The following is a 23,962-nucleotide window of genomic DNA, read 5'->3' as shown; positions in this document are numbered from 1 at the left end:
CCTCCGCCCCTGGGGAGTCCCGTCGTGTCCGCCAGCGAACAACAGTTGCGCCAGTACCTCCGGCTGGCCACCGCTGATCTGCGTCAGACCAGGCAGCGCCTGCGGGAGCCGGTCGCCGTCGTCGCGATGGCCTGCCGGTTCCCCGGCGGAGTCAGCTCACCCGAGGAACTGTGGAACCTGGTCGCCGGCGGCCGGGAGGCGATCTCGCCGCTGCCCGCCGACCGCGGCTGGGACCTCGACGCGTTGTACGACGCCGACCCGTTGCGGCCCGGGACGAGCTATCTGCGCGCCGGCGGGTTTCTCCACGACGTCGCCGGGTTCGACGCCGGGCTGTTCGGCATCTCGCCACGCGAGGCGCTCGCCATGGACCCGCAGCAGCGGTTGCTGCTGGAGGTGGCGTGGGAGGCGTTCGAACGCGCCGGTCTGCCCGCTGGAGACCTGCGCGGCGAGACGGCCGGCGTCTTCGTCGGCGCCGCCCCCCAGGAGTACGCGCCGCGGTTCGGTGATCCGGCCGGCCGGGACCTGGACGGCTACCTGGCCGTCGGGAACACCACGAGCGTGCTGTCCGGCCGGATCGCCTACACGTTCGGGCTGCGCGGCCCGGCGATCACCGTGGACACGGCCTGTTCCTCGTCCCTGGTGGCGCTGCATCTCGCCGTGCAGGCGCTGCGGCGCGGCGAGTGCACGATGGCGCTGGCCGGCGGGGTCACCGTCATGTCCACCCCGAACTGGCTCGTCGGCCTCAGCCGGCAGCAGGCGGTGGCGGCGGACGGCAGGTGCAAGGCGTTCGCCGCGACGGCCGACGGCTTCGGCCCGGCCGAGGGCGCGGGGCTGCTGCTGCTGGAACGGCTGACCGACGCGCGGCGGCACGGGCATCCGGTGCTCGCCGTGGTGAAGGGCTCTGCGGTCAATCAGGACGGCGCGTCCAACGGCCTGACCGCCCCCAACGACGAGGCGCAGGAACAGGTCATCCGGCAGGCGCTGGCCGACGCCGGGGTGGCCGCCGCCGACGTGGACGTGGTGGAGGCCCACGGCACCGGCACCAGGCTGGGCGACGTCATCGAGGCACAGGCGCTGACCGCCACCTACGGCCGGGACCGTCCCGTGGACCGGCCGTTGCTGATCGGCACGGTGAAGCCCAACATCGGCCACACCCAGGCCGCCGCGGGTGTGGCCGGGGTCATCAAGCTGGTCATGGCCATGCGGCACGGCCTGCTGCCCCGGACCCTGCACGCGGACACCCCCTCGCCGCACATCGACTGGACCGGCGGGCTGCGGCTGCTCGCCCGGGACCAGCCCTGGCCGGGCACCGACCGGGGACGGCGGGCGGGCGTCTCGTCGTTCGGCATCAGCGGCACCAACGCCCACGTCATCATCGAGGACGTCGCCGGCGTTCCCCGGGCGGACCACGGACCGGAGCCGGCCGAGCCCGTCGTCGTACCCTGGGTGTTGTCGGCGCGTGACGCGGACGCGCTGCGCGACCGGGCCGCGGCCCTGCTGGGGTCCGCCGGGGAACCCTGCGCCGCCGCGCGGCCGGTGGACGTCGCCTGGTCGCTGGCCCGCACCCGGACGCCACTGGAGCACCGGGCCGTCGTGGCCGGGCACTCACGGGCGGAGTTGAGCGCCGGGCTCGAAGCTGTCGTCTCCGGCGCCCCGCGGGCCGGGGTGGTCCGCTCCGTGACCCGCGGCGTCGGGACCAGCCTGGGTCTGCTCTTCGCCGGCCAGGGCGCGCAACGACCCGGCATGGGCGCTGAGCTGTACGCGGCCTTCCCGGAGTTCGCGGCGGCCTGGGCCGAGACGCGTGACGTGCTGGACGGCATGCTTCCCGGCCGGCTGGACGAGGTCGCCTTCGGTGCGGACGAGCGGGCGCTCCGCCGGACCGAGTGGGCCCAGCCGGTGCTGTTCGCCTACCAGGTGGCGCTCTTCCGTCTGCTCGCGTCCTGCGGGATCCGCCCGGACCTGATGGTGGGCCATTCGGTGGGGGAGATCGCGGTGGCGCACGTCGCCGGCGTCCTCGACCTGCCGGACGCCTGCGCGCTGGTGGCGGCCCGGGGACGGCTGATGCAGGAGCTCCCGGAGGCCGGCGCCATGCTGGCCGTCGCCGCCGGGGAGGCCGAGGTGCTGGCGGCGCTGGCCGGCCGCGCGGGCGACGCCGGCATCGCCGCGGTCAACGGCCCGGCGGCGGTCGTGGTCTCCGGCACCGAGCGGGCGGTGACCGACCTCGCCGGGCACTTCGCCGGCCACGGGGTACGGACCCGCCGGTTGCGGGTCAGCCACGCCTTTCACTCGCCGCTGGTCGAGCCGATGCTTGCCGGCTTCCGCGCCGTGCTGTCCGGACTCACGTTCCGGGAGCCACGGTTGGCGGTGGTGTCCACGGTGACCGGCCGTCGCGCCGGGCCCGGTGACCTCACCTCGGTCGGCTACTGGCTGCGGCACGCCCGCGAGGGGGTGCGTTTCGCCGACGCCGTCCGGGCGCTGGAGGGTGCCGGCATCCGCCACCTGATGGAGGTCGGCCCGGACGGCGTGCTGTCCGGGCTGGCCGCCGACACCCTGACAAGCCCGGACGAGGTGGTGCTCTGCCCGCTCGGCCGCCCGGGACGCCCGGAGCCGGTAGTCGTCGTGGAGGGTCTGGCCCGGGCCTGGACCTCCGGGATCGAGGTGGACTGGGCGGCGCTCTGCCCGGGTGGTCAGCGGGTGGACCTGCCGACCTACCCCTTTCGGCGCGAGCGGTTCTGGCTCCGGCCGTCCGCGCGTGGCCCGGCCCCGGATACCGGCCACCCGCTGTCCGGCCCGGCGGTGGAGCTTGCCGACGGCCGGGGCACGGTCCGCACCGGACGGCTGTCGGTGGCCACCTGGCCGTGGCTGGCCGACCACCGGGTGGGTGAGCGGGTGGTGCTGCCGGGCACGGCCCTGCTGGACATGGCCCTGCGGGCGGGCCACGAGGCCGGTTGCGACCGGCTCGACGAACTTCTCCTGCACACCCCGCTGGTGCTGGTCGACGGCGACGGGATGGACGTCCAGGTCGTCGTGCGCGAGGCGGACGACGCCGGGCGGCGCCGGGTGGAGGTGTACGCCCGGCCCGGCCCGGCCGCGGGCGGGCCCTGGACCCGCCACGCGTCCGGCGTGCTCGCCCCGGCCGACGTGCCCGGTCCCGGGCTCCCGATCTGGCCGCCACCGGATGCCGATCCGCTCGACCTGACCGGCTGCTATGCCCGCCTCGCGGGCGCCGGCCTGCGGTACGGGCCGGCCTTCCGGGGCCTGCGGGCCGCCTGGCGGCGCGGCGACGAGGTGTTCGCCGAGGTGGCCCTGCCGGACGGCGTCGACGCGACCGGCTGGCTGGTGCAGCCCGCCCTGCTGGATGCCGCGCTGCACCCGATCGTCCTGACCGGCCTGGTGCCCACCGGCGGCGCAGGCGTGCTGCCCTTCGCCTTCGAAGGCGCCGAGGTGTACGCGACAGGCGCGACCGTGCTGCGGGTGCGGCTCGCCCCGGCGGTCGCCGGGACGGTGTCGGTAACCGTTGCCGACGAGTCCGGCGACCCGGTCGCGGCCATCGAGGGGCTGACGCTGCGGCCGCCACCCGCGGGGGACGCGAGCGAGGCGTGGCCCGGGCGCGACGCGTTGTTCGTCGTGGCGGAGGTGCCCGTGTCCGGCCGGCCGGTCGACGTCCGGCGCGCCGTACCGCTGCCCCCGCTCGGCCCGCGCGCCCTGGTTTCTCCGCCGGCCGCGGCGGATCCCGCCGGACCGCCGGGGGTGGCCGTCGCCGCGCTCGATCCGCGAGCGGACGCGCGGGGCGCGGTACGGCAGGCTCTGGCGCTGATCCGCAGCTGGCTGCTGGAGGAGGAATACCACGCCGGTATGCGGCTCGCGGTCGTCACGCGTGCGGGTCTGCCCGCCCACGCCGCGGCCGAGGGGCTGGTGCGTTCCGCGCAGGCCGAGCATCCGGGCCGGTTCCTGCTGGTGACCGGTGACCGACTCGGTCGGGAGACTCCGATCCTGGACGCCGTCGCGCTCGCGGCCGCCGCCGGTGAGGACCACCTCGTGCTCCGCGACGGCGAGGCACTCGTACCGCGCCTGGTCCGGGCACACCCGACGCGCGCCGCCACTCTCCTCGGGTCCGCGACGGGCACGGTCCTGGTCACCGGGGGCACCGGCACGCTGGGCCGGCGGCTGGTCCGCCACCTGGTGACCCGCCACGGGGTGCGGCGGCTGCTGGTCACCGGTCGGCGCGGCCCGACCGCCGGTGACACCGCCGGGTGGGCCGCGGAACTCGCCGACCTCGGGGCGAGGGTGGACGTGGTGACCTGCGACGTCACCGACCGGGGCGCGCTGGCCGCGCTGCTCGCCGCCGTCCCCGCAGACGCGCCGTTACGCGCCGTGGTCCACCTCGCCGGTGTGGTCGACGACGCGACCGTCACCATGATCACCGACGAGCAGTTGGAGCGGGTACTGGCGCCGAAGGCCGACGCGGCGGTCGCGTTGGACGAACTGACCGCCGGGCTGGACCTGTCGGCGTTCGTGCTGTTCTCGTCCGTCGCGGGCGTCCTGCCCACCGCCGGTCAGGGCGCCTACGCCGCGGCCAACGCCTTCCTCGACGGCCTGGCGGCCCGCCGCCGGGAGCGCGGCCGGCCCGCCCTGTCGCTGGCGTGGGGCCTGTGGGCCGAGACCAGTGGCATGACCGGCGGGCTGGACGCGGGCGACCGGGCCCGGCTCGGCCGCGCGGGAATGCGGGACCTGTCCACCGAGGACGCCTTGGCGCTGTTCGACGCGGCACTGGGGATGGACGCGAGCACGGTGGTGCCGGTACGGCTGGACCTGGCGGCCCTCCGGGCGGCCGAGGGCGGCGCGCCCTCGCTGCTGCGGTCCCTGGTCCGCGCTCCGATGCGTCGCGCCGCCGGTGCGGCCGGTGGACCCGCGCTGGCGCAACGCCTGACGGCGCTGTCCGAGAGTGAACGCCGGCGCGTCCTGCTGGAGGTGGTGCGGGGGAGTGCGTCCACGGTCCTCGGACACGGGTCGGCCGGCGACATCCTGGCCGGTCGGTCCTTCCGGGAGGCCGGGTTCGATTCGCTCGCCGCGGTGGAACTGCGCAACCACCTCGTCGCCGCGACCGGCATCCGGCTCCCACCGGCCGCGGTCTTCGACCACCCGACCCCAGCCGAGCTGGCCGACCACCTGCGCACCCTGCTGCCGCGGTCCCGGCGAGCCGGTCGCGACGAACCGGACCGCGAGATGTTCGGGCTGTTCGCCGCGGACGAACTCGACCTCCGGTGACCGGGCCGGCCGACCCACGCGCCCGTCCCCGCGCGGAGCCGCGCCGGCAGTTCACCGGAACCGGGAACCACCGTCAGGCGGCCGCTTCTGTCGCCGCACCGTCCATTGTGTAAACGATTGGTAACGAGCCTGCGGGCTTCATGAAGTGACCCCCTAGCCAGGCCCGGTGATCCGTGATCCCGGGTCAAAACGTGTGCTCCGGCACCCCTATTCACCACACCCCTATAGGGGTGTCCATCGACGAGGGTCTTGCGCATCATGGAGTCGACGGCGAAGGGCGTGGTCGAGCTTTCATCCGGGGGGATGCCGCAGACGCAGCCGGTGGTCCTCTGGGAGAGCAACGAGCGCCGCTTCGCCCGACGGCCCGTCTGTGAGTGTTGCTAACGGGAACGGGGGGTCCTCAGTGACGCAAACGAGAATCAAGTTGCGAACCGACAGTACACTAGTGGTGGAGCGACAACACCAGCTCCGGGTCGTGGACGACGCCTTCCAGGCCTGCCACCGCAACGCCGGTGCGCTCGTCCTGGTCGAGGGATACTTCGGCACCGGCAAGACCGCCCTTCTCAAGGCGGTCAAGGACCGTGGCGGGGTCGAGGGCTTCGCGATCCTCCAGGCGCGCGGCAGCGAGTTCGAGACCGGATTTCCGTACGGCGTCGTCCGGCAGCTCCTGGAGTACCACCTCTCGTCGATGACCGAGGAAGAACGCGCCGCGGTGTTCACCGGCGCGGCCGCGCTCGCCGCGCCACTGTTCCACCACCAGACGACGCCCGGCCCGCACAGCGGCGAGCCGCACAGTGACGACCCGGCGCGTGAACAGTCGGTGCTGCGTGGGCTCTACCGGATGCTCGTCAACCTCGCCGACCGCCAGCCGCTGCTGCTCCTTCTCGACGACATCCACTGGGCCGACGGCCCGTCGCTGCGCTTCCTGCACTACATCGAGGGTCGGCTCGAGCAGCAGTCGATCCTGTGCGTGGCGACCACGGCATCGGTCGACCGCGGCTACAACGTCGACGTCACGCACGCGTTCGTGACGTCACCCGCCGTGCACCTGCTGCCGGTCGGCGTGCTCAGCGAGGAGGGCGTCCGCGAGGTGCTCGCCTCGGCCCTGGGTTTCCTGCCCGACGACGCCCTGGTCCGGGTCTGCCACCAGGCCACCGGCGGCAACCCGTTCTTCCTGCACGAGCTGATCAGCGAGATCCGGGCGGAGAGCGGCGCCGAGCGGCCGCTGAGTCCCGCCCTGGTGGCCCGGGCCGGCCCACGCAACGTGGCCCGGGTCGTGCACCGCTGGGTGCAGCGCGCTTCCCAGGAGCACGTGGACAACGCCACCACCCTCGCCCGTGGCCTGGCGGTGCTCGGCAACTCCGGGGACTTCGACCAGCTCGCCGGCGTGACCGGCCTGTCCCGCCACGAGGTCGCCGAGGCGGCCAGCGTGCTGATCGACATCGGCGTGGTGGAGTCCGACACCCACCTACGCTACGTGCACCCGATCGTGCGCAACGCGGTCTACGAGCACATGCCCCGCACCACCCGCTACCGAGCACATACCAGCGCGGCGCGCACGCTGGCCAGCAGCGGCGCGCCGCCCGAGCAGGTCGCCGAGCACCTGCTGCACGCTCCGCCGTCCAACGACAGCCGGGTCGCCGAGGTGCTCATCGCGGCCGGGCAACGCGCGCTGCGGCTCGGCGACTTCACGCTCGCGGTGGCGTTGTTCCGCCGGGCCGAGCAGGAGGCCGTGTCGGCCGAGATGCTGCCCCGGCTGCTCGCCCACCTCGGCGAGGCCGAACACCGCGCCCGGGACGCCGGCGCGGTCGAGCACCTGACCCAGGCCCTGGACCTGACGGTCGAGACCGCCGCCCGCGCGTCCATCGCCCTGAACCTCAGCGGCGCGCTCACCGCCGCGGTCCGCTACAAGGAGGCCCTGGACGTTCTCCAGGGCGTCCGGCTGGAGGCTCAGGACCAGCACCCCGAGCTGGCCAACCGACTGCATGCCGAGATCATCAAGATCGCCCAGCTGACCTCGGCGACCCGACCGGTCGCGGAGAGCGCGCTCGCTGAGTTCGGCGACGCGGGCGCGGACGCGGCGGTGGGCGCGCTGGCGCTGCTGCGCGCACAGCAGGCGTTCGAAGCGCTGTTCAACGGCGAACCGGCCACCAACGTCATCCCGCTCTGCGAGGACGCGTTGCTGCAGGGCCCGCTTGTCCGCGAACCCGACGGCGGCGCCCAGGCCGCCTGGTTGATCGCGTTGTGCCTGTACTGCTGCGGCCGGCTGTCGGAGGCGGGCGCGGTGCTCGACGACGCCATCCAGCGGGCCGAGGGACTGCGCCTGGGCCTGGCGTCCGACGACCTGCGATCGCTTCGCGCGTACGTGCACCTCAACCGCGGCATGCTCGCCGAGGCCGACGGTGACGCCACCGGCGTGCTGGCCGGCGCGACGCCCGACGACCTGCCGGCGCTGGGCCGCCCGTTCGCCGTGCTCGCGCTCACCGAACTGCTGTTGCTGCGCAACCAGACAAGCGGCGCGGTGGACGCGTTCAAGCGGTACGGGATGAGCGCCGAGATCCCGCACCAGGTGCTGTTCCTGCCGCTGATGTTGGCCCGCGGCCGGTTCCACATCGCGCAGAACCTGGCCGAGGCCGGCGCCCTCGACCTGCTCCGCACCCACGAGCTGCTGGAGGACTGGGGTGCCCGCTGCCCGGCGTTCAGCCCGTCGGTGCCCGCCGTCGAGGCGCTGGCCGACCTGGGCCGCCGCGACGAGGCCCGCCGCCTCGCGCACCGTCACCTGACCGCGGCGCGCGCGTTCGGTGAGGACCGGGTCATCGGCGCCGCCCTCGGCGCGTACGCCCGGACCGTCACCGACGGCCGGCAACTCGACCTGCTCGAAGAGGCGGCGACCCTGCTGGAGGGCACCGGCGCGCTGATCGACGAGTGCACGGTGCTGATCCAGCTCGGCATCGCGCTGCGTGGGGCGGGGGAGTCGCAGCGGGCCCGGGTCCGGCTGCGGACGGCGAACGACATCGCCGAGGCGACCGGCGCCCGGGTGCTTGCCAAGAAGGCCCGCCAGCAGCTCGCCACGATGGGTGTCCGGGTCCGCGAGTCGGCCCGTACCGGGCTCGCCGGCCTGAGCCCGCGCGAGCACCGGGTGGCGCTGCTCGCCGCCGAGGGCAAACGCAACCGGGAGATCGCCCGGATCCTGTTCGTCACCGTCAAGACCGTCGAGTGGCACCTCAGCCAGGCGTACCGCAAACTCGGCATCACGTCGCGCGAGGAACTGCGCGACGCGCTGGCGCGTACCTGACCCGGCCGGGCCCGGGGCCCCGGGGGCAAACCCTGGGGCCCTGGCTGGGGCCCGACCCGAGCCGCCCGAACACCGGGCCCTCCCAGACTGGCACGGACATCTCACCGACCAGATCCAGGAGGACACCGTGCCGGATGATGCTCAGCGCAAGGCGGTGGTGCTCGAATACTTCGAGCGAGTCAACGCCGGCGACATCGACGGACTGATGAAGCTCTTCTCGCCGGACGCGGTGATCGCCGACCCGGTGGGCATCCCGCTGGTCAGCGGCGAGGAAGGGCTGCGCGCCTACTTCCACCGACTGGTGCACGACTTCGGCACCAAGGACGTGCCCGGCGTGCCCACCGGCGCCCAGGACGAGCGCAGCGTCGCGATCCCGCTGACCGCCACCATCAACAACCCGCAGGGCCCGGCCGGTTCCCGGCTCTCGGTCAACGTCGTGTCCACGTTCGAGGTGGGGCGGGACGGCACCATCGAGGCCATGCACGCCTACTGGGGCGCCACCGACGTGACCCCGGTCGCCGGCTGAGCAAACCCGGGGCGACGAAGGCTGGGGTGGCGGCCGGGGGCCGTCCCCGAGGTGGTGACCGCCGCCCCAGCCCAGGATCAATGCACACCGACTCCACGCCGGCTCGGCGCTACCCGCGAGTCACCCACACCCATCGTCCGGGAGTTGCGTTCATGCCTGCCACGAGTGCCGACGAAGACAAGCTCCGCGATTACCTCAAGCGCGTCACCGCCGACCTGCGCCAGACCCGGCAGCGGCTGACCGCGTCCGAGGAGCGCCGGCGGGAGCCGATCGCGATCGTCGGCATGGGCTGCCGGTACCCCGGCGGCGTCGGCTCGCCCGAGCAGCTCTGGCAGCTGCTGGCGGACGGCGCGGAGGGCATCTCGGCGCTGCCCGGCGACCGGGGCTGGGATCTCGACGGGCTGTACGACCCGGATCCGCTGGCCGGTGGCAAGAGTTACCTGCGCGGCGGCGGCTTCCTGGACGACGCCGCCAGGTTCGACGCCGGGCTGTTCCGCATCTCGCCGCGCGAGGCACTGGCGATGGACCCGCAGCAGCGGCTGCTGCTGGAGACGTCGTGGGAGACGCTGGAGCGCGCCGGGGTGGCCCCCACCGCGCTGCACGGCGGGAACGTCGGCGTGTTCGTCGGCGCGGCCCCCCAGGAGTACGCGCCGCGGCACGGCGACCCGGCCGCCGAGGACCTCGAGGGATACCTCGCGGTCGGCAACACCACAAGCGTGCTGTCCGGCCGGATCGCGTACACCTTCGGGCTGCGCGGCCCGGCCGTGACCGTGGACACGGCCTGCTCGTCGTCGCTTGTCGCGTTGCACCTCGCGGTCCGGGCGCTGCGGCACGGCGAGTGCGAGATGGCGCTGGCCGGCGGTGTCACGGTGATGGCCGCACCGAACTGGATCGTCAGCCTGAGCCGCCAGCAGGGCCTGTCCGCCGACGGCCGATGCCGGGCCTTCGGCGACGCCGCGGACGGTTTCGGACCGGCTGAGGGCGTCGGCATGCTGCTGCTGCAACGGCTCTCCGAGGCGCGCCGGCAGGGCAACCAGGTCCTGGCCGTGATCCGCGGCTCGGCGGTCAACCAGGACGGCGCGTCGAACGGCCTGACCGCGCCGAACGACGAGGCCCAGGAGGACGTCATCCGCCGCGCGCTGGCCGACGCGGGACTCACCCCGGCGCAGGTCGACGCGGTGGAGGCGCACGGCACCGGCACCCGGCTCGGCGACCCGATCGAGGCGCAGGCGCTGCTGGCCACGTACGGGCAGGGCCGCGAGCCGGGCCGCCCGCTGTGGCTCGGGTCGGTCAAGTCGAACATCGGGCACACCCAGGCGGCCGCCGGTGTGGCCGGTGTGATCAAGATGGTCATGGCGATGCGGCACGGCACGCTCCCGCGCACGCTGCACGCCGACCCTCCGTCTTCCCATGTGGACTGGGAGTCCGGCGGCGTGTCGCTGCTGACCGAGGCGCGGTCGTGGCCGGAGACCGGCGAGCCCCGGCGATCCGGGGTCTCGTCGTTCGGCATCAGCGGCACCAACGCCCACATCGTCCTGGAGCAGGCCGATGAGCCCGCCGACGCGGAGGACCCTTCCACCCCGGCCCGCACGCCACTGCCGTTCGTGCTCAGCGCCGACAGCCCGGAGGCGCTGCTCGCGGTGGCCCGGCGGCTGCGCGATTCGACGGCGGACGCCGACCCGGCCACGGTGGCCCGGTCCCTGCTCCGTACCCGGGCCCTGCTGGGTCACCGCGCGGTCGTGGTGGCGTCGACCGGCGAGGACCTGGTCGCCGGCCTGGGCTCGATCGTGCCCGGCGACGGGGTGGCCGAGTCGGCCGCGCGTCCGGTGTTCGTGTTCCCCGGCCAGGGCGCGCAGTGGGCCGGCATGGGTCTGGAGCTGGCGTCCTCCTTCCCGGTGTTCGCGGAGTCGCTGGCCGGGTGTGCCGAGGCTCTGCGACCCGTGGTGGGCTGGGATCTGCACACCGAGCTGGCCGGGGACCTGTCGCGGGTGGAGGTGGTGCAGCCGGCGTCCTGGGCGGTCATGGTGTCCCTGGCCCGGCTGTGGGAGTCCTTCGGGGTGACCCCCGCCGCGGTCGTCGGCCACTCGCAGGGTGAGATCGCCGCCGCCGTGGTCGCCGGCGCACTGTCGCTCGCCGACGGCGCCCGGATCGTCGGCCTGCGCAGCCAGGTGATCGCGGCGCGGCTCGCCGGCCGGGGCGCGATGGCCGCGATCGGCCTGCCGGTGGACGAGGTGCGGGCCGCGCTGACCGGCGGTGTCGCGGTCGCCGCCGTCAACGGCCCCACCTCGGTGGTGATCTCCGGCGACCCGGGCGAGATCGACGCCCTGGTGACGCGTTGGGAGGCCGCGCAGGTGTGGGTGCGCCGCGTCGCGGTGGACTATGCCTCGCACTCACCGCAGGTGGAGGTGCTCCGCGACGAGCTTCTGGACGCGCTGCGGACGATCACTCCGCGCGCGTCGGCGGTGCCCTTCTACTCGACGGTGACCGGGGGTGTGCTCGACACCGAGACGATGGATGCGGCGTACTGGTACCGGAATCTGCGGCAGACCGTGGAGTTCGCGTCCACGGTCGAGGTGTTGCGGGCGGGCGGGTTCGACACGCTCATCGAGTGCAGCTCGCACCCGGTGCTGACCACCGGCATCGGCTCCCTGCGCCGCGACGACGGTGGCGCCCACCGGTTCCTGACCAGCCTGGGGGACGCCTTCGTCGCCGGGGTGCCTGTCGACTTCGCCCGGCTGATCGGCGACGGCCCGATCATCGACCTGCCCACCTACCCCTTCGGCGGGGAGCGCTACTGGCTGCGTCCCACCCCCGGCGGACCGGGCGGTGCCGGCCACCCGCTGCTCACCGCCGCCGTCCGCCTCGCCGGAGCCGACGGCGCGCTGCTCACCGGCCGGGTCTCGCTGGCCACCCACCCGTGGCTCGCCGACCACGCCGTCGACGGGCGCGTGCTGTTTCCCGGCGCCGCCTTCGTGGAACTGGCCACCCGGGCCGGCGACGAGATCGGCAGCCCGGTCGTCGAGGACCTCACCCTGCACACGCCCCTCGAGATCCCCGCCCGCGCGGGTGTCGACGTGCAGATCGCGGTGGGCGCGGCCGAATCCGGCGGCCGGCGTGCCGTCACCGTGCACGGCCGCCGCGCCGCCGACGAGACAGCGGCCTGGATCTGCTACGCCAGTGGCACCCTCATCCCGTCCACCGTCGCGCCCGGGTTCGACCTGCGCGCCTGGCCGCCGGCCGGGGCCCAGCCCGTCCCGCTCGACGACTTCTACCCCGGCCTGCTCGACCGTGGCTACCGGTACGGCCCGGCCTTCCAGGGGCTCACCGCCGCCTGGACCGACGGCGACACCGTCTACGCCGAGGCCACGCTGCCCGACGGCAACCGGCCGGACGGCTTCGGCCTGCACCCCGCGCTGCTGGACGCCGCCCTGCACACCGTGCTGCTCCCGTCCGGCGACTCGGACGGGCTGCGGCTGCCGTTCGCCTGGAGTGGTGTCACCCTGCACGCCACCGGCGCCGAGACGGTACGCGTGCACGTCACCCCGACCGGCGACGGCACCGTCACGGTGCGGCTGGCCGACGCGGACGGCGAGCCGGTGGCCACCGTGGAGTCGCTCGCGCTGCGCGCACCGGGCGCCGCACCGCAGGCGTCCGCCGGCACACTCCTGCACACCGAATGGGTGCCGGTCCCCGCGCTCACCGGCGTCGACGCGCCCAGCGTCGCGGTCCTGCCGGCCGGCGCGACCGGGCCCGCCGACGAGGGGCCCGCCGCCGACGTGGTCCTCGCCGAGATGCCCGCCGACGCCGGCCCGCACCGGGCCGCCGCCCACGCGCTGACGCTCGCCCAGAACTGGCTCGCCGACGAGCGCCACGCGCGCAGCCGGTTGACGTTCGTCACCCGCCGCGGCGACCTCGGCCACGCCGCCGTGTGGGGGCTGATCCGGTCCGCGCAGACCGAACAGCCCGGCCGGTTCGCGCTGCTGGAACTCGACGCCGGACCCGCCGATCCGAGCCTGCCCGGTATCGGGGCCGCCCTCGCCTGCGCCGAACCGCAACTGTCCGTGCGCGACGGCGTACCGCACGCCCCGCGCCTGTCGCCGGTGCCACCGGGAAGCGGTGACCCGCTCGACGTGTCCGGCACCGTGCTCGTCACCGGGGGCACCGGCACCCTCGGCGCGCTCGTCGCCCGCCACCTCGTCGACGCGCACGGCATCCGGCGCCTGCTGCTGCTCAGCCGCACCGGCCCGGACGCGCCGGGTGCCGCCGGCCTCGTCGAAGACCTGTCCGCCCGGGGTGCGCACGTCGACATCGTGGCCTGCGACGTCGCCGACCGGGACGCGCTCGCCGCCGCGCTGCGCCTGGTCGACCCGGGGCATCCGCTCACCGCCGTCGTGCACACGGCCGGCGCGCTCGACGACGGCGTCCTGCCCGCCCTGACCATCGACCGGATCACCGGTGTGCTGCGCCCCAAGGCGGACGCGGCCGCGCACCTGCACGAGCTGACCGCCGACGCGCCACTTGCCGCGTTCGTGCTGTTCTCGTCGGCGGCCGGGACGCTCGGCACCGCCGGGCAGGCGAACTACGCCGCGGCGAACGCCTACCTCGACGCCCTCGCCGCCCACCGCCGCGACCAGGGGCTGCCCGCGGTATCGATCGCCTGGGGTTACTGGGCCGAGGCCAGTGGCCTGACCAGCCACCTCGCGGAGGGCGACCGGCGCCGGTTGGCGCGTACCGGCATCGCCCCGATGTCCACGGCGGACGGCCTGGCGCTGCTCGACGCGGCGCTGACCGCCGGACCGGCGGCGGTTCTCGCCGCCCGCCTCGACCTGGCGGCGATGCGCGAGGCGGGCGACGCCGTGTCTCCGCTGCTGGCCGACCTGGTGCCGGCCGCTCGTCGCCGCGCCGCCGGGGGCCGCCGCGCCGCCGCCGACTCCGAGTTCGGCCGCCGCTTCCACGCCCTCCCGGCCGACCAGCGTGACCTCGCCGCGCTCGACCTGGTGCGCCGGCACGCGAGCACCGTCATCGGCAACGACTCCGTCGGGGCGGTGCCGCCCGACCGGTCGTTCCGGGACCTGGGCTTCGACTCGCTCGCCGCGGTCGAGCTGCGCAACAGGCTCAACGCCGCCGCCGGGATCCGGCTGGCCGCCACCACCGTCTTCGACCACCCCACCCCGGCCCGGCTGGCCGCCCACCTGGTCAACGTGCTCGGCGAGGGTTCCGCCCCGCCGGCCGGCGCCCGCGCGGTCCCGGCGGCGGCCACCGACGAGCCGATCGCGATCGTCGGCATGGCCTGCCGGTTCCCCGGCGGGGTGGGCTCGCCGGACGACCTGTGGCAGGTCGTCGCGGACGGCGCCGACGTGGTCGGCGCGTTCCCGGCAAACCGTGGGTGGGACCTCGACGCGCTGTTCGCCGCGAACGGGGGCGTCAGCACCTCGTACGTCCGGGAGGGTGGCTTCCTGCACGACGCGGCCGACTTCGACGCCGGGTTCTTCGGCATCTCCCCACGGGAGGCGCTGGCCATGGACCCGCAGCAGCGGTTGCTGCTGGAGACGTCGTGGGAAGCCGTCGAGGGGGCCGGCCTCGACCCGGCGACGCTGCACGGCACCCGTACCGGCGTGTTCGCCGGCGTGATGTACCACGACTACGCAAGCCGGGTGACCCGGCTGCCCGCGGGCGTCGAGGGCTACCTGGCGACCGGCACCTCGGCCAGCGTCGCGTCCGGCCGGGTCGCGTACACCCTGGGCCTGGAGGGCCCGGCGGTCACCGTGGACACCGCGTGCTCGTCCTCGCTCGTCGCGCTGCACCTGGCCGTCCGGTCGCTGCGGCAGGGCGAATGCGACATGGCCCTGGCCGGCGGGGTCACGGTGATGTCCAGCCCGACCGTGTTCGCCGAGTTCAGCCGCCAACAGGGGCTCGCCACGGACGGGCGCTGCAAGCCGTTCGCCGACGCGGCGGACGGCACCGGCTGGGCCGAGGGTGTCGGTGTGCTGCTGGTGGAGCGGCTTTCTGACGCGCGGCGTAACGGGCATCGGGTGTTGGCGGTGGTGCGGGGTTCGGCGGTGAACCAGGATGGTGCGTCGAACGGGTTGACCGCGCCGAACGGTCCGTCGCAGCAGCGGGTGATCCGGGAGGCGTTGGCCGATGCGGGTCTGTCCGCTGCCGAGGTGGACGCGGTGGAGGCGCACGGCACGGGTACCACGCTTGGTGACCCGATCGAGGCGCAGGCGCTGCTGGCCACGTACGGGCAGGAGCGCACCGGAGACCGCCCGCTGTACCTCGGCTCGCTCAAGTCGAACATCGGTCACGCCCAGGCCGCGGCCGGCGTCGGTGGCGTGATCAAGATGGTCATGGCGATGCGGCACGGCCAGCTGCCGCGGACGCTGCACGTGGACGCGCCCTCGTCCCGGATCGACTGGGACGCCGGGGACGTCACCCTGCTCACCGAGGCACTGCCGTGGCCGGAGACCGGCGCGCCCCGCCGTGCTGCCGTCTCCGGCTTCGGCGCCAGCGGCACAAACGCCCACGTGGTGCTGGAGTTCCCGGGCCCCGAGGCCGCCCGTCCGGCGCCCGCCGGTCCGCCGGCGATCGGCGACGGCGTGCTGCCGTGGGTGCTGTCCGCCCGCGACCCACAGGCCCTGCGCGCCCAGGCCGCCCGGCTGCGGGCGCACGCCACCGAGCTCGACCCGGCCGCCGTCGGCGCGTCGCTCGTCCGTACCCGGGCCGCGCTGGAACACCGCGCGGTGGTGGTCGGCGCCACCCCGACCGAGCTGCTCGCCGGCCTGGCGGCGATCGAGGCCGGCACCCCGAGCGTGTCGGGGGTGGTGCACGCGGCCTCGCCGGGCCGTCCGGTGTTCGTGTTCCCCGGTCAGGGCGCGCAGTGGGCCGGGATGGGCGTGGAACTGGCCGGGGTGTTCCCGGTCTTCGCGGATGCGTTGGCGGAGTGTGCCGAGGCGTTGCGGCCGGTGGTGGGTTGGGATCTGCTCACCGAGCTCGCGGGTGACCTGTCGCGGGTGGATGTGGTGCAGCCGGCGTCGTGGGCGGTGATGGTGTCCCTCGCCCGGTTGTGGGAGTCGTTCGGTGTCACACCGGCGGCGGTGGTCGGCCACTCGCAGGGGGAGATCGCCGCGGCGGTGGTCGCGGGCGCGCTGTCGCTCGAAGACGGTGCCCGGGTGGTCGGCCTGCGCAGCCAGGTGATCGCTTCCCGGTTGGCCGGCAAGGGCGCGATGGCGGCGGTGGCGTTGCCACCCGAGCGGGTGCGGACGGTGCTGCCGGAGGGTGTCGCGATCGCGGCCGTGAACGCGGCGGAATCCGTCGTGGTCTCCGGCGATCCGGCCGGAGTCGACGCGCTGGTCGCCGGTTGGGAACAGGCCGGGGTCCGGGTCTGGCCGGTCAAGGTGGACTACGCGTCGCACTCGCCGCACGTCGAGGTGCTGCGTGCCGAGCTGATCGACGCGCTCGCCGGGATCGAGCCGCAGCGGTCGCGGATCCCGTTGTACTCGACAGTCTCCGCGTCGGTGGTCGACACGTCGACCATGGACGGGGAGTACTGGTTCCAGAACCTGCGGCAGACCGTGGAGTTCGCGGGGACGGTCGAGGTGTTGCGGGCGGACGGGTTCGACACGTTCGTGGAGTGCAGCTCGCATCCGGTGCTGACCATCGGCATTCCGGAGGCGGTCGGATCGTTGCGGCGTGGTGACGGCGGAGCGCGGCGGTTCGTCACCAGTCTCGGCGAGGCGCACGCCTACGGCATCCCGGTCCGGTTCGACGCGTTGTTCGGCGGCGCACCGCAGGTGGAGCTGCCCACCTACGCCTTCCAGCGCAGCCGTTACTGGCTCCAGGCGGACGCGGCCGGCGCCGCGGTGACCGGCACCGACGAGGTGGAGGCGCGGTTCTGGGAGGCCGTCGACCGCGAGGATCTCGAATCGCTCGCCGATTCCCTACGCGCCGGGCGCGACGACCTCGAACGGGTGCTGCCGGCGCTGTCCGGGTGGCGTCGCCGCCGCCGTACGGACACCACGATCGACTCGTGGCGCTACCGCGTCGAGTGGCGGCCGGTCCCGGTCAGCGCGGTGCCGGTGCTGTCCGGCACCTGGCTGGTGCTGGTCCCCGGCAACCTCACCGACGACCTCGCCGACACGGTCACCGGCGCGATCGAGGCCCGTGGCGCGCGTACCGTCCGGCTCGTCGTCGAGGCGGCCGACACCGACCCCGACACCCTCGCCGGACGCCTGCGCGACGCCCTGACCGACGCGCCCCAGCCACACGGCGTGCTCTCCCTCTGGGCCCTCGACGAGCGCCCGCTGCCCGGCCACCCGGCCGTGCCCACCGGCCTGGCCGGTGCCCTCGCCCTCCTTCGGGCACTGCGCTCGATCGGCGCCGCCGCACCCGTCTGGGCCCTCACCCGGGGTGCGGCCGGAACCGGCGGCGACGACCATCCGACCAGCCCGGTACAGGCGCAGACCTGGGGGCTCGGACGGGTGGCCGCCCTGGAGGACACCGCACTCTGGGGCGGGCTCATCGATGTGCCCGCCACCGTGGACGGCCGCGTCACCCGGCGGATCTGCGGCATCCTCGCCGACGGCGGCGAGGACCAGGTCGCCGTCCGGGACACCGGCGTCCTCGCCCGCCGGATGGTGCGTGACCCGCTCTCCGGCGCGTCCGCCCCAGCTCGCTGGGACCCCGAGGGCACCGTCCTGATCACCGGCGGCCTCGGCGCGCTCGGCGCCCGCATCGCCCGCTGGCTCGCCCACGAGGGCGCCCGGCACCTGGTGCTCACCAGCCGCCGCGGCGGTGCCGCCCCCGGCGCCGACGACCTCCAACGCGAACTCACCGCGCTGGGTGTCCGGGTCACCGTCGCCGCCTGCGACGTCGCCGACCGCGAGTCCGTCGCCGCGCTGCTCGCCCGGCTCGACGCCGACGGCGACCCGGTCCGGACCGTCATGCACGCCGCCGTGCACGCCGAACTCGCCGCCGTCGCGGACGCCACCCCCGAGCACCTGGCCGCCGTGCTCGCCGCCAAGGCGACCGGCGCCGACCACCTCGACGCGCTGCTGCGGCACGACGGCGTCGACGCGTTCGTGCTCTTCTCGTCGATCGCGGCGCTCTGGGGCAGCGGCAACCACGCCGCGTACGCCGCCGCCAACGCCCACCTCGACGCCCTCGCCGAGCGCCGCCGGGCGGACGGCTTCCCGGCCACCTCGATCGCGTGGGGCATCTGGGACGCGTACAACGACTGGGACAGCCTCAGCGCCGCCGACCGCAAGACCATCACCGACCGGGCCCGGGCGCAGGGCCTGCCGCTGCTCGACCCGGACGCGGCCTGCGTCGCGCTGCGGCAGATCCTCGACCGCGACGAGACCAGCGTCGCCGTCGCCGACGTGGACTGGCCCACGTTCACCACGCTGTTCACCGCGTCGCGGCCCAGCCCGCTGCTGGCCGAGATCCCGGAGGCGCTGACCGAGGCCGAGCCACCGGAAGGCAACGACCGGGACACCTCCGCGCTGCTCGCCCGCCTGCGGGGCATGTCGCCGGCCGACCGCGACCGCGAGCTCACCGACCTGGTCCGCGCCCAGGCCGCGGCCGTGCTCGGTCACGGCGCCGACACCGACGTGCCGCCCGAGCGCGTCTTCCGCGACCTCGGGTTCGATTCGCTCACCTCCGTCGACCTGCGCAACCGTCTCGGCGCCGCGACCGGGCTGCGGCTGCCCGCCACCCTCACCTTCGACTACCCGACGCCGGCCGCGCTCGCCGCCCACCTGCACGAGCGCTGCTTCGGCGCCGACGGGGCCGATCAGGTCGCCGTGGCGCCGGTCACCGTGGACAGCGCAGAACCGATCGCCATCATCGGCATGGCCTGCCGGCTGCCCGGTGACGTCAGCTCCCCGGAGGAGCTGTGGCAGCTGCTCACCGAGGGTCGGGACGCGATCACCCCGTTCCCCCGCGACCGCGGCTGGGACGTGGACGGCCTCTTCGACCCCGACCCGGCTGCCACCGGCAAGACGTACTCCCGCGACGGCGGCTTCCTGGCCGACGCCGCCGGCTTCGACGCCGGATTCTTCGGTGTCGCGCCGCGCGAGGCCACCGCCATGGACCCGCAGCAGCGGCTTGTGCTGGAGGTGTCGTGGGAGGCGATGGAGCGGGCCGGCATCGCCCCGGCCACGCTGAAGGGCAGCGCCACCGGCACGTTCATCGGCTCGAACCCCTCCGACTACCGCTCCTCGGTCGGCCGTGTCCCGGACGGGTACGAGGGACACCTGCTCACCGGCGGGCACACCAGCGTCGTCTCCGGTCGGATCGCCTACACGTTCGGCCTCGAAGGCCCGGCGATCACCGTGGACACCGCCTGCTCGTCGTCGCTCGTCGCGCTGCACCTGGCCGCACAGGCGCTGCGGCACGGCGAGTGTTCGCTCGCCCTGGCCGGCGGGGTCGCCGTGATGTCCACCCCCCAGGGCATCATCGGGCTCAGCCGCCAGAGCGGGCTCTCCCGCGACGGCCGCTGCCGCACCTTCTCGTCCGACGCGGGCGGCATCGGCATGGCCGAGGGCGTCGGCGTGGTGATGCTCGAACGGCTCTCCGACGCCCGCCGCAACTCCCACCGGGTGCTCGCCGTCATCCGCGCCTCCGCCACCAACCAGGACGGCGCGTCCAACGGCCTCAGCGCCCCCAACGGGCTGTCGCAGCAGCGGGTGATCCGGCAGGCCCTGGCCAACGCCGGGCTCACCTCGGCGGACGTGGACGCGGTCGAGGCACACGGCACCGGCACCACGCTGGGCGACCCGATCGAGGCGCAGGCGCTGCTGGCCACGTACGGGCAGGATCGCGCCGCCGACCCGCTGTATCTCGGGTCGCTCAAGTCGAACATCGGCCACCCCCAGGCCGCGGCGGGCATCGCCGGAGTCATCAAGACCGTGCTCTGCCTCCAGCACGGGTGGCTGCCGCAGACGCTGCACGTCGACGAGCCGTCGCCGGAGGTGGACTGGGAGTCCGGCCGGATCGAGCTGCTGACCGCGCCCCGGCCGTGGCCGCGCACCGGCCGCCCCCGGCGCGCGGCGGTCTCCGCGTTCGGCATCAGTGGCACGAACGCGCACGTGGTGCTGGAAGCGGCGCCGATCGAGGAGCAGGCCGAGGAGTTGGACGCCGCGACGCCCGAGCCGCCGTTGGTGGCCTGGCCGGTGTCGGCCCGCTCACCGGAGGCGCTGCGCGGCCAGGTGGACCGTCTGCGCGAGGTCACCGGGCTGTCCGCCACCGACGTCGGGTTCTCGCTGGCGACGACCCGGCAGGAGTTCGCGTACCGCTCGGTCCTGGTCGGTCCCGATCGTGGTGAGGTCTCCGGCGCCGTGCCGACGGCCGGCCCGGACGGGGTGGGTTTCCTGTTCGCCGGTCAGGGTTCGGAGCGTCTCGGGATGGGCCGGTCGCTGGCGGCGACGTTCCCGGCCTTCCGGGCGGCCTGGGACGAGGCGTGCGCGGCGATGGACGCGGTGACGGGCCGGTCGACGGCCGAGGACGCGTGGGGCGACGACGCCGAAGCCCTGTCCCGCACGGACGTCGCGCAGCAGGCGTTGTTCGTCTTCGAGGTGGCGCTGTTCCGGCTGCTGGAGTCCTGGGGTGTGCGGCCTTCGGTGCTGGCCGGGCACGGTGTGGGCGAGGTCGCGGCGGCGCACGTGAGCGGGGTGCTCTCGCTTGCCGACGCCGCCCGGTTGGTCGCGTCCCAGGGCGCGGCGGCCGCGGAGCTGACCTTCCACCGTACGGCGCTTCCGGTTGTCCGCGCGGCGGCCGGCGAGTGGTCGGATCCGGCGTACTGGACCGGCCGTCAGTGGCTCACCGATGCGGCCCCGGCCCTGCCCGCGATGCGCGCCTACCTGGGGATCGCGGGCGGTGGCGGGACCACCGCCCCGCCGGATCTGGCGGTGATCGCGTTGTGCGCCGCGGACCGCGACGAGAGCGTGTCCACCCTGGAGGCGGTCGGCCAGGCGTGGACCCAGGGTGTGCCGGTGGACTGGGTCGCCGTGAACGGCGGCACCGGCCGGGTCGTGGACCTGCCGACCTATGCGTTCCAGCGCCAGCGGTACTGGCTGTCCGGGCTGCCCGGGTCGGCCGTCGGAACGGACGGCGCCGCGGCGCTCGGGCTGGACGCGGCGGGACATCCGCTGCTGGGTGCCGCGGTGACCATGGCCGGCGGTGGCGGTGCGCTGCTGACCGGGCGGGTGAGCCGGTCCGAGCAGCCGTGGCTGGCCGACCACGAGGTCTCCGGCCGGGTGCTGGTGCCGGGAACGGCGATGGTGGAGATGGCGATCCGGGCCGGTGACCAGGTGGCCGCCGGTCGGATCGACGAGCTGATGTTGCAGACGCCGATGGTGCTGCCGGACGTGGGCGGGCTGCAGGTGCAGGTGACCGTCGACGGCGAGCGGAACGTCCGCATCCATTCGCGCGCCGACGCCGGTGCCGAGCCGTGGACGCTGCACGCCACCGGCCGGATGACCACCGACACCGACGCCCCGGTCGCCGCGCCGGACCAGGCCTGGCCACCGGCCGGTGCCGAACCCGTCGACCTGACCACCTTCTACCCGGCGCTGGCCGAGCGGGGATACGCGTACGGGCCCGCGTTCCGGGGCCTGACCGCGGCGTGGCGGCACGGCGACGAGTTCCTCGCCGAGGCCGTCCTGGCCGAGACCACCGACGCGGCCGGCTTCGGCGTGCACCCGGCCCTGCTCGACGTGGCCCTGCACCCCGCCCTGCTCGGCGACCCGGCGGACGGCCGGGTGCAGTTGCCCTTCGCGTACAGCGGTGTCTCGCTGCACGCGTCCGGCGCCACGACCGTTCGGGTACGCATGACCCGGCCCCAGCCGGACACCGTGACCCTGACCCTGACCGACCCGGCCGGCATGCCGGTGCTCACCGTGGACGCCCTCACCTCCCGGCCGCTGTCCGGTGACGCCGCGTCGGAGCCGCTCTACGAGCTCGGCTGGGAACGCGTGGCCGGCGTCGACCGGCCCGGCGGGGCCCGGCCCGGCGACGAGTGGGCGGTTCTCGACCCGGGTGGCCTCGGCCTCCTGCACGACCTCAGCTCGCTCCCGGGGGTCCAGGAGTACGCCCACCTCGAGTCCCTGGCCCGGCAGGTGGCGACCGGCGGGGCGGTGCCGGCGACAGTCATCCGCACCGTGCCCGGGCACGGGCCGGACGACGCCGGGGCCGACGACGCCGTCCACCGGGTCACCCGGCAGTTGCTCGCCGACGTCCGGCAGTGGCTCGCCGAGCCCAGCTACGACGGCGCCACCCTCGTCGTCGTCACCCGCGGCGCGATCTCCACCGCCGGCGAGGACGTCACCGACCTGGCCGGTGCCGCCGCCTGGGGGCTCGTGCGCTCCGCGCAGACCGAGCACCCCGGCCGGTTCGCGCTGCTGGACACCGACGGGGACACCGCCTCCCGGGCCACCCTGGCCGCCGCGCTCGCCGCCGGTCACCCGCAGGCCGTCCTGCGCGGCGGCGCGCTGCTCACCCCGGCGCTGCACCGGGTGACCCCGGCCGCCGAGCCGGCCGGCGTCGTGCCGTTCGACCCGGAGGGCACCGTCCTGGTCACCGGCGGCACCGGCACCCTCGGCCGGCTCCTCGCCCGCCACCTGGTCACCGCCCACGGCGTACGCCGCCTGCTGCTCCTGAGCCGCACCGGCGACCCGAGCGGCGACCTCGCCGCCGAACTCCGCGACGCCGGAGCCACGCACGCCGACGTGGTGGCCTGCGACGCCGGCGACCGCACGGCCCTCGCCGCGGTGCTGACCCGGTTCTCGCCGGACAACCCGTTGACCGGTGTGGTGCACGCCGCCGGTGTGGTCGACGACGGCGTCGTGGAGGCGCTCACCCCGGACCGGCTCGACCGGGTGCTGCACGCCAAGGCCGACGCGGCGATCCACCTGCACGAGCTGACCCGGCCACTGCGCCCGGCGACGTTCGCGCTGTTCTCGTCGCTGTCCGGGATTCTCGGCAACGCCGGGCAGGCCAACTACGCCGCGGCCAACACCCTGCTGGACGGGCTGGCGGCGCACCGGCGGGCCGCCGGGCTGCCCGCCGTCTCGCTGTCCTGGGGGCTGTGGGAACCGGCCAGCGGCATCACCGGCGCCCTGGGCGCGGCCGACCTCGCCCGCGGGGCCCGCTCCGGCATCCGGCCGCTGCCCGTGCCGAACGCGCTGGCGCTGTTCGACGCGGCGGTGCGCGGGGACCGGGCGCACGTCGTCCCGGTGCGGCTCGACCTGGCGGCGCTGCGCGAGCAGACCGTGCCGGCCGTGCTGCGCGGCCTGGTGCCGACGGCCACCCGCCGGGCCACGGCCGCCGCGGCCGGATCCGAGCCGGCCCTGCCCCGGCAGCTCGCCGCGATCCCGTTCGACCGCCGGCCGGACTGGATGGTCGGCACCGTCCGCACGTACGCGGCAGGTGTCCTCGGCCACGACGCCGCGCACCGGGTGGATCCGCAGATCGGTTTCATGGAGCAGGGCTTCGACTCGCTGATGGCTGTCGAACTGCGCAACCGCATCGCCGCCGACGCCGGGCTGCGGCTGCCCGCCACCCTGATCTTCGACTTCCCGACCCCCGACGCGCTCGCCCGGCACCTGCTCGCCGAGTTGGCGCCGGCGCCGGCCACGAACGGCGACGACGAGATCCGGCGGGCGCTCGCGGACATCCCGATCGGCCGCCTCCGCGACGCCGGGGTGCTGGACACCCTGCTGCACCTGGCCGGCCGGGCCGTCACCACCACGGAACCCGCGATCACGCTCGCCGCCCGCGACCGGGTCGACGACATCAGCATCGACGACATGGACCTCGACGCCCTCGTGCAGTTCGCCGACGACCTCGAGCGCTGAGCGCCCGGAAGGAAGAGCACC

The 23,962-nt window shown here is 75.1% G+C and carries 4 protein-coding genes; all 4 read left to right on the top strand.

Going from position 1 to position 23,962, the window contains the following annotated elements:
* Positions 1–24: 24 nt before the first annotated feature.
* Entirely contained in the window at positions 25–5,268 is a 5,244-nt protein-coding gene (locus tag AB0B14_RS05465; RefSeq protein ID WP_357521475.1) for a type I polyketide synthase, read from the top strand.
* Between the two features lie 448 nt (positions 5,269–5,716).
* Positions 5,717–8,563 carry an AAA family ATPase gene (locus tag AB0B14_RS05460; protein WP_357521473.1) on the top strand — a complete coding sequence of 949 codons (2,847 nt, stop codon included), beginning with the start codon at positions 5,717–5,719 and terminating at the stop codon, positions 8,561–8,563.
* 127 nt (positions 8,564–8,690) lie between these two features.
* On the top strand, positions 8,691–9,089 hold the full coding sequence (locus AB0B14_RS05455) for a nuclear transport factor 2 family protein (RefSeq protein WP_357064895.1): 399 nt from the start codon (positions 8,691–8,693) through the stop codon (positions 9,087–9,089).
* Positions 9,090–9,241: 152 nt separating this feature from the next.
* Positions 9,242–23,941, top strand: coding sequence for a type I polyketide synthase (locus tag AB0B14_RS05450; RefSeq protein ID WP_357521471.1), 14,700 nt, complete (start codon positions 9,242–9,244; stop codon positions 23,939–23,941).
* Positions 23,942–23,962 lie beyond the last annotated feature (21 nt).

It is taken from the genome of Micromonospora sp. NPDC049171, from assembly GCF_040648275.1.
Classification (GTDB): domain Bacteria; phylum Actinomycetota; class Actinomycetes; order Mycobacteriales; family Micromonosporaceae; genus Micromonospora.
The sequence above is the reverse complement of the archived record's forward strand: the minus strand, read 5'-3'. Positions and strand labels throughout refer to the sequence as shown.

Coding starts and splice junctions, on each gene's coding strand:
- AB0B14_RS05450 (WP_357521471.1), top strand. CDS start 9,242: ATGCCTGCCACGAGTGCCGACGAAGACAAGCTCCGCGATTACCTCAAG.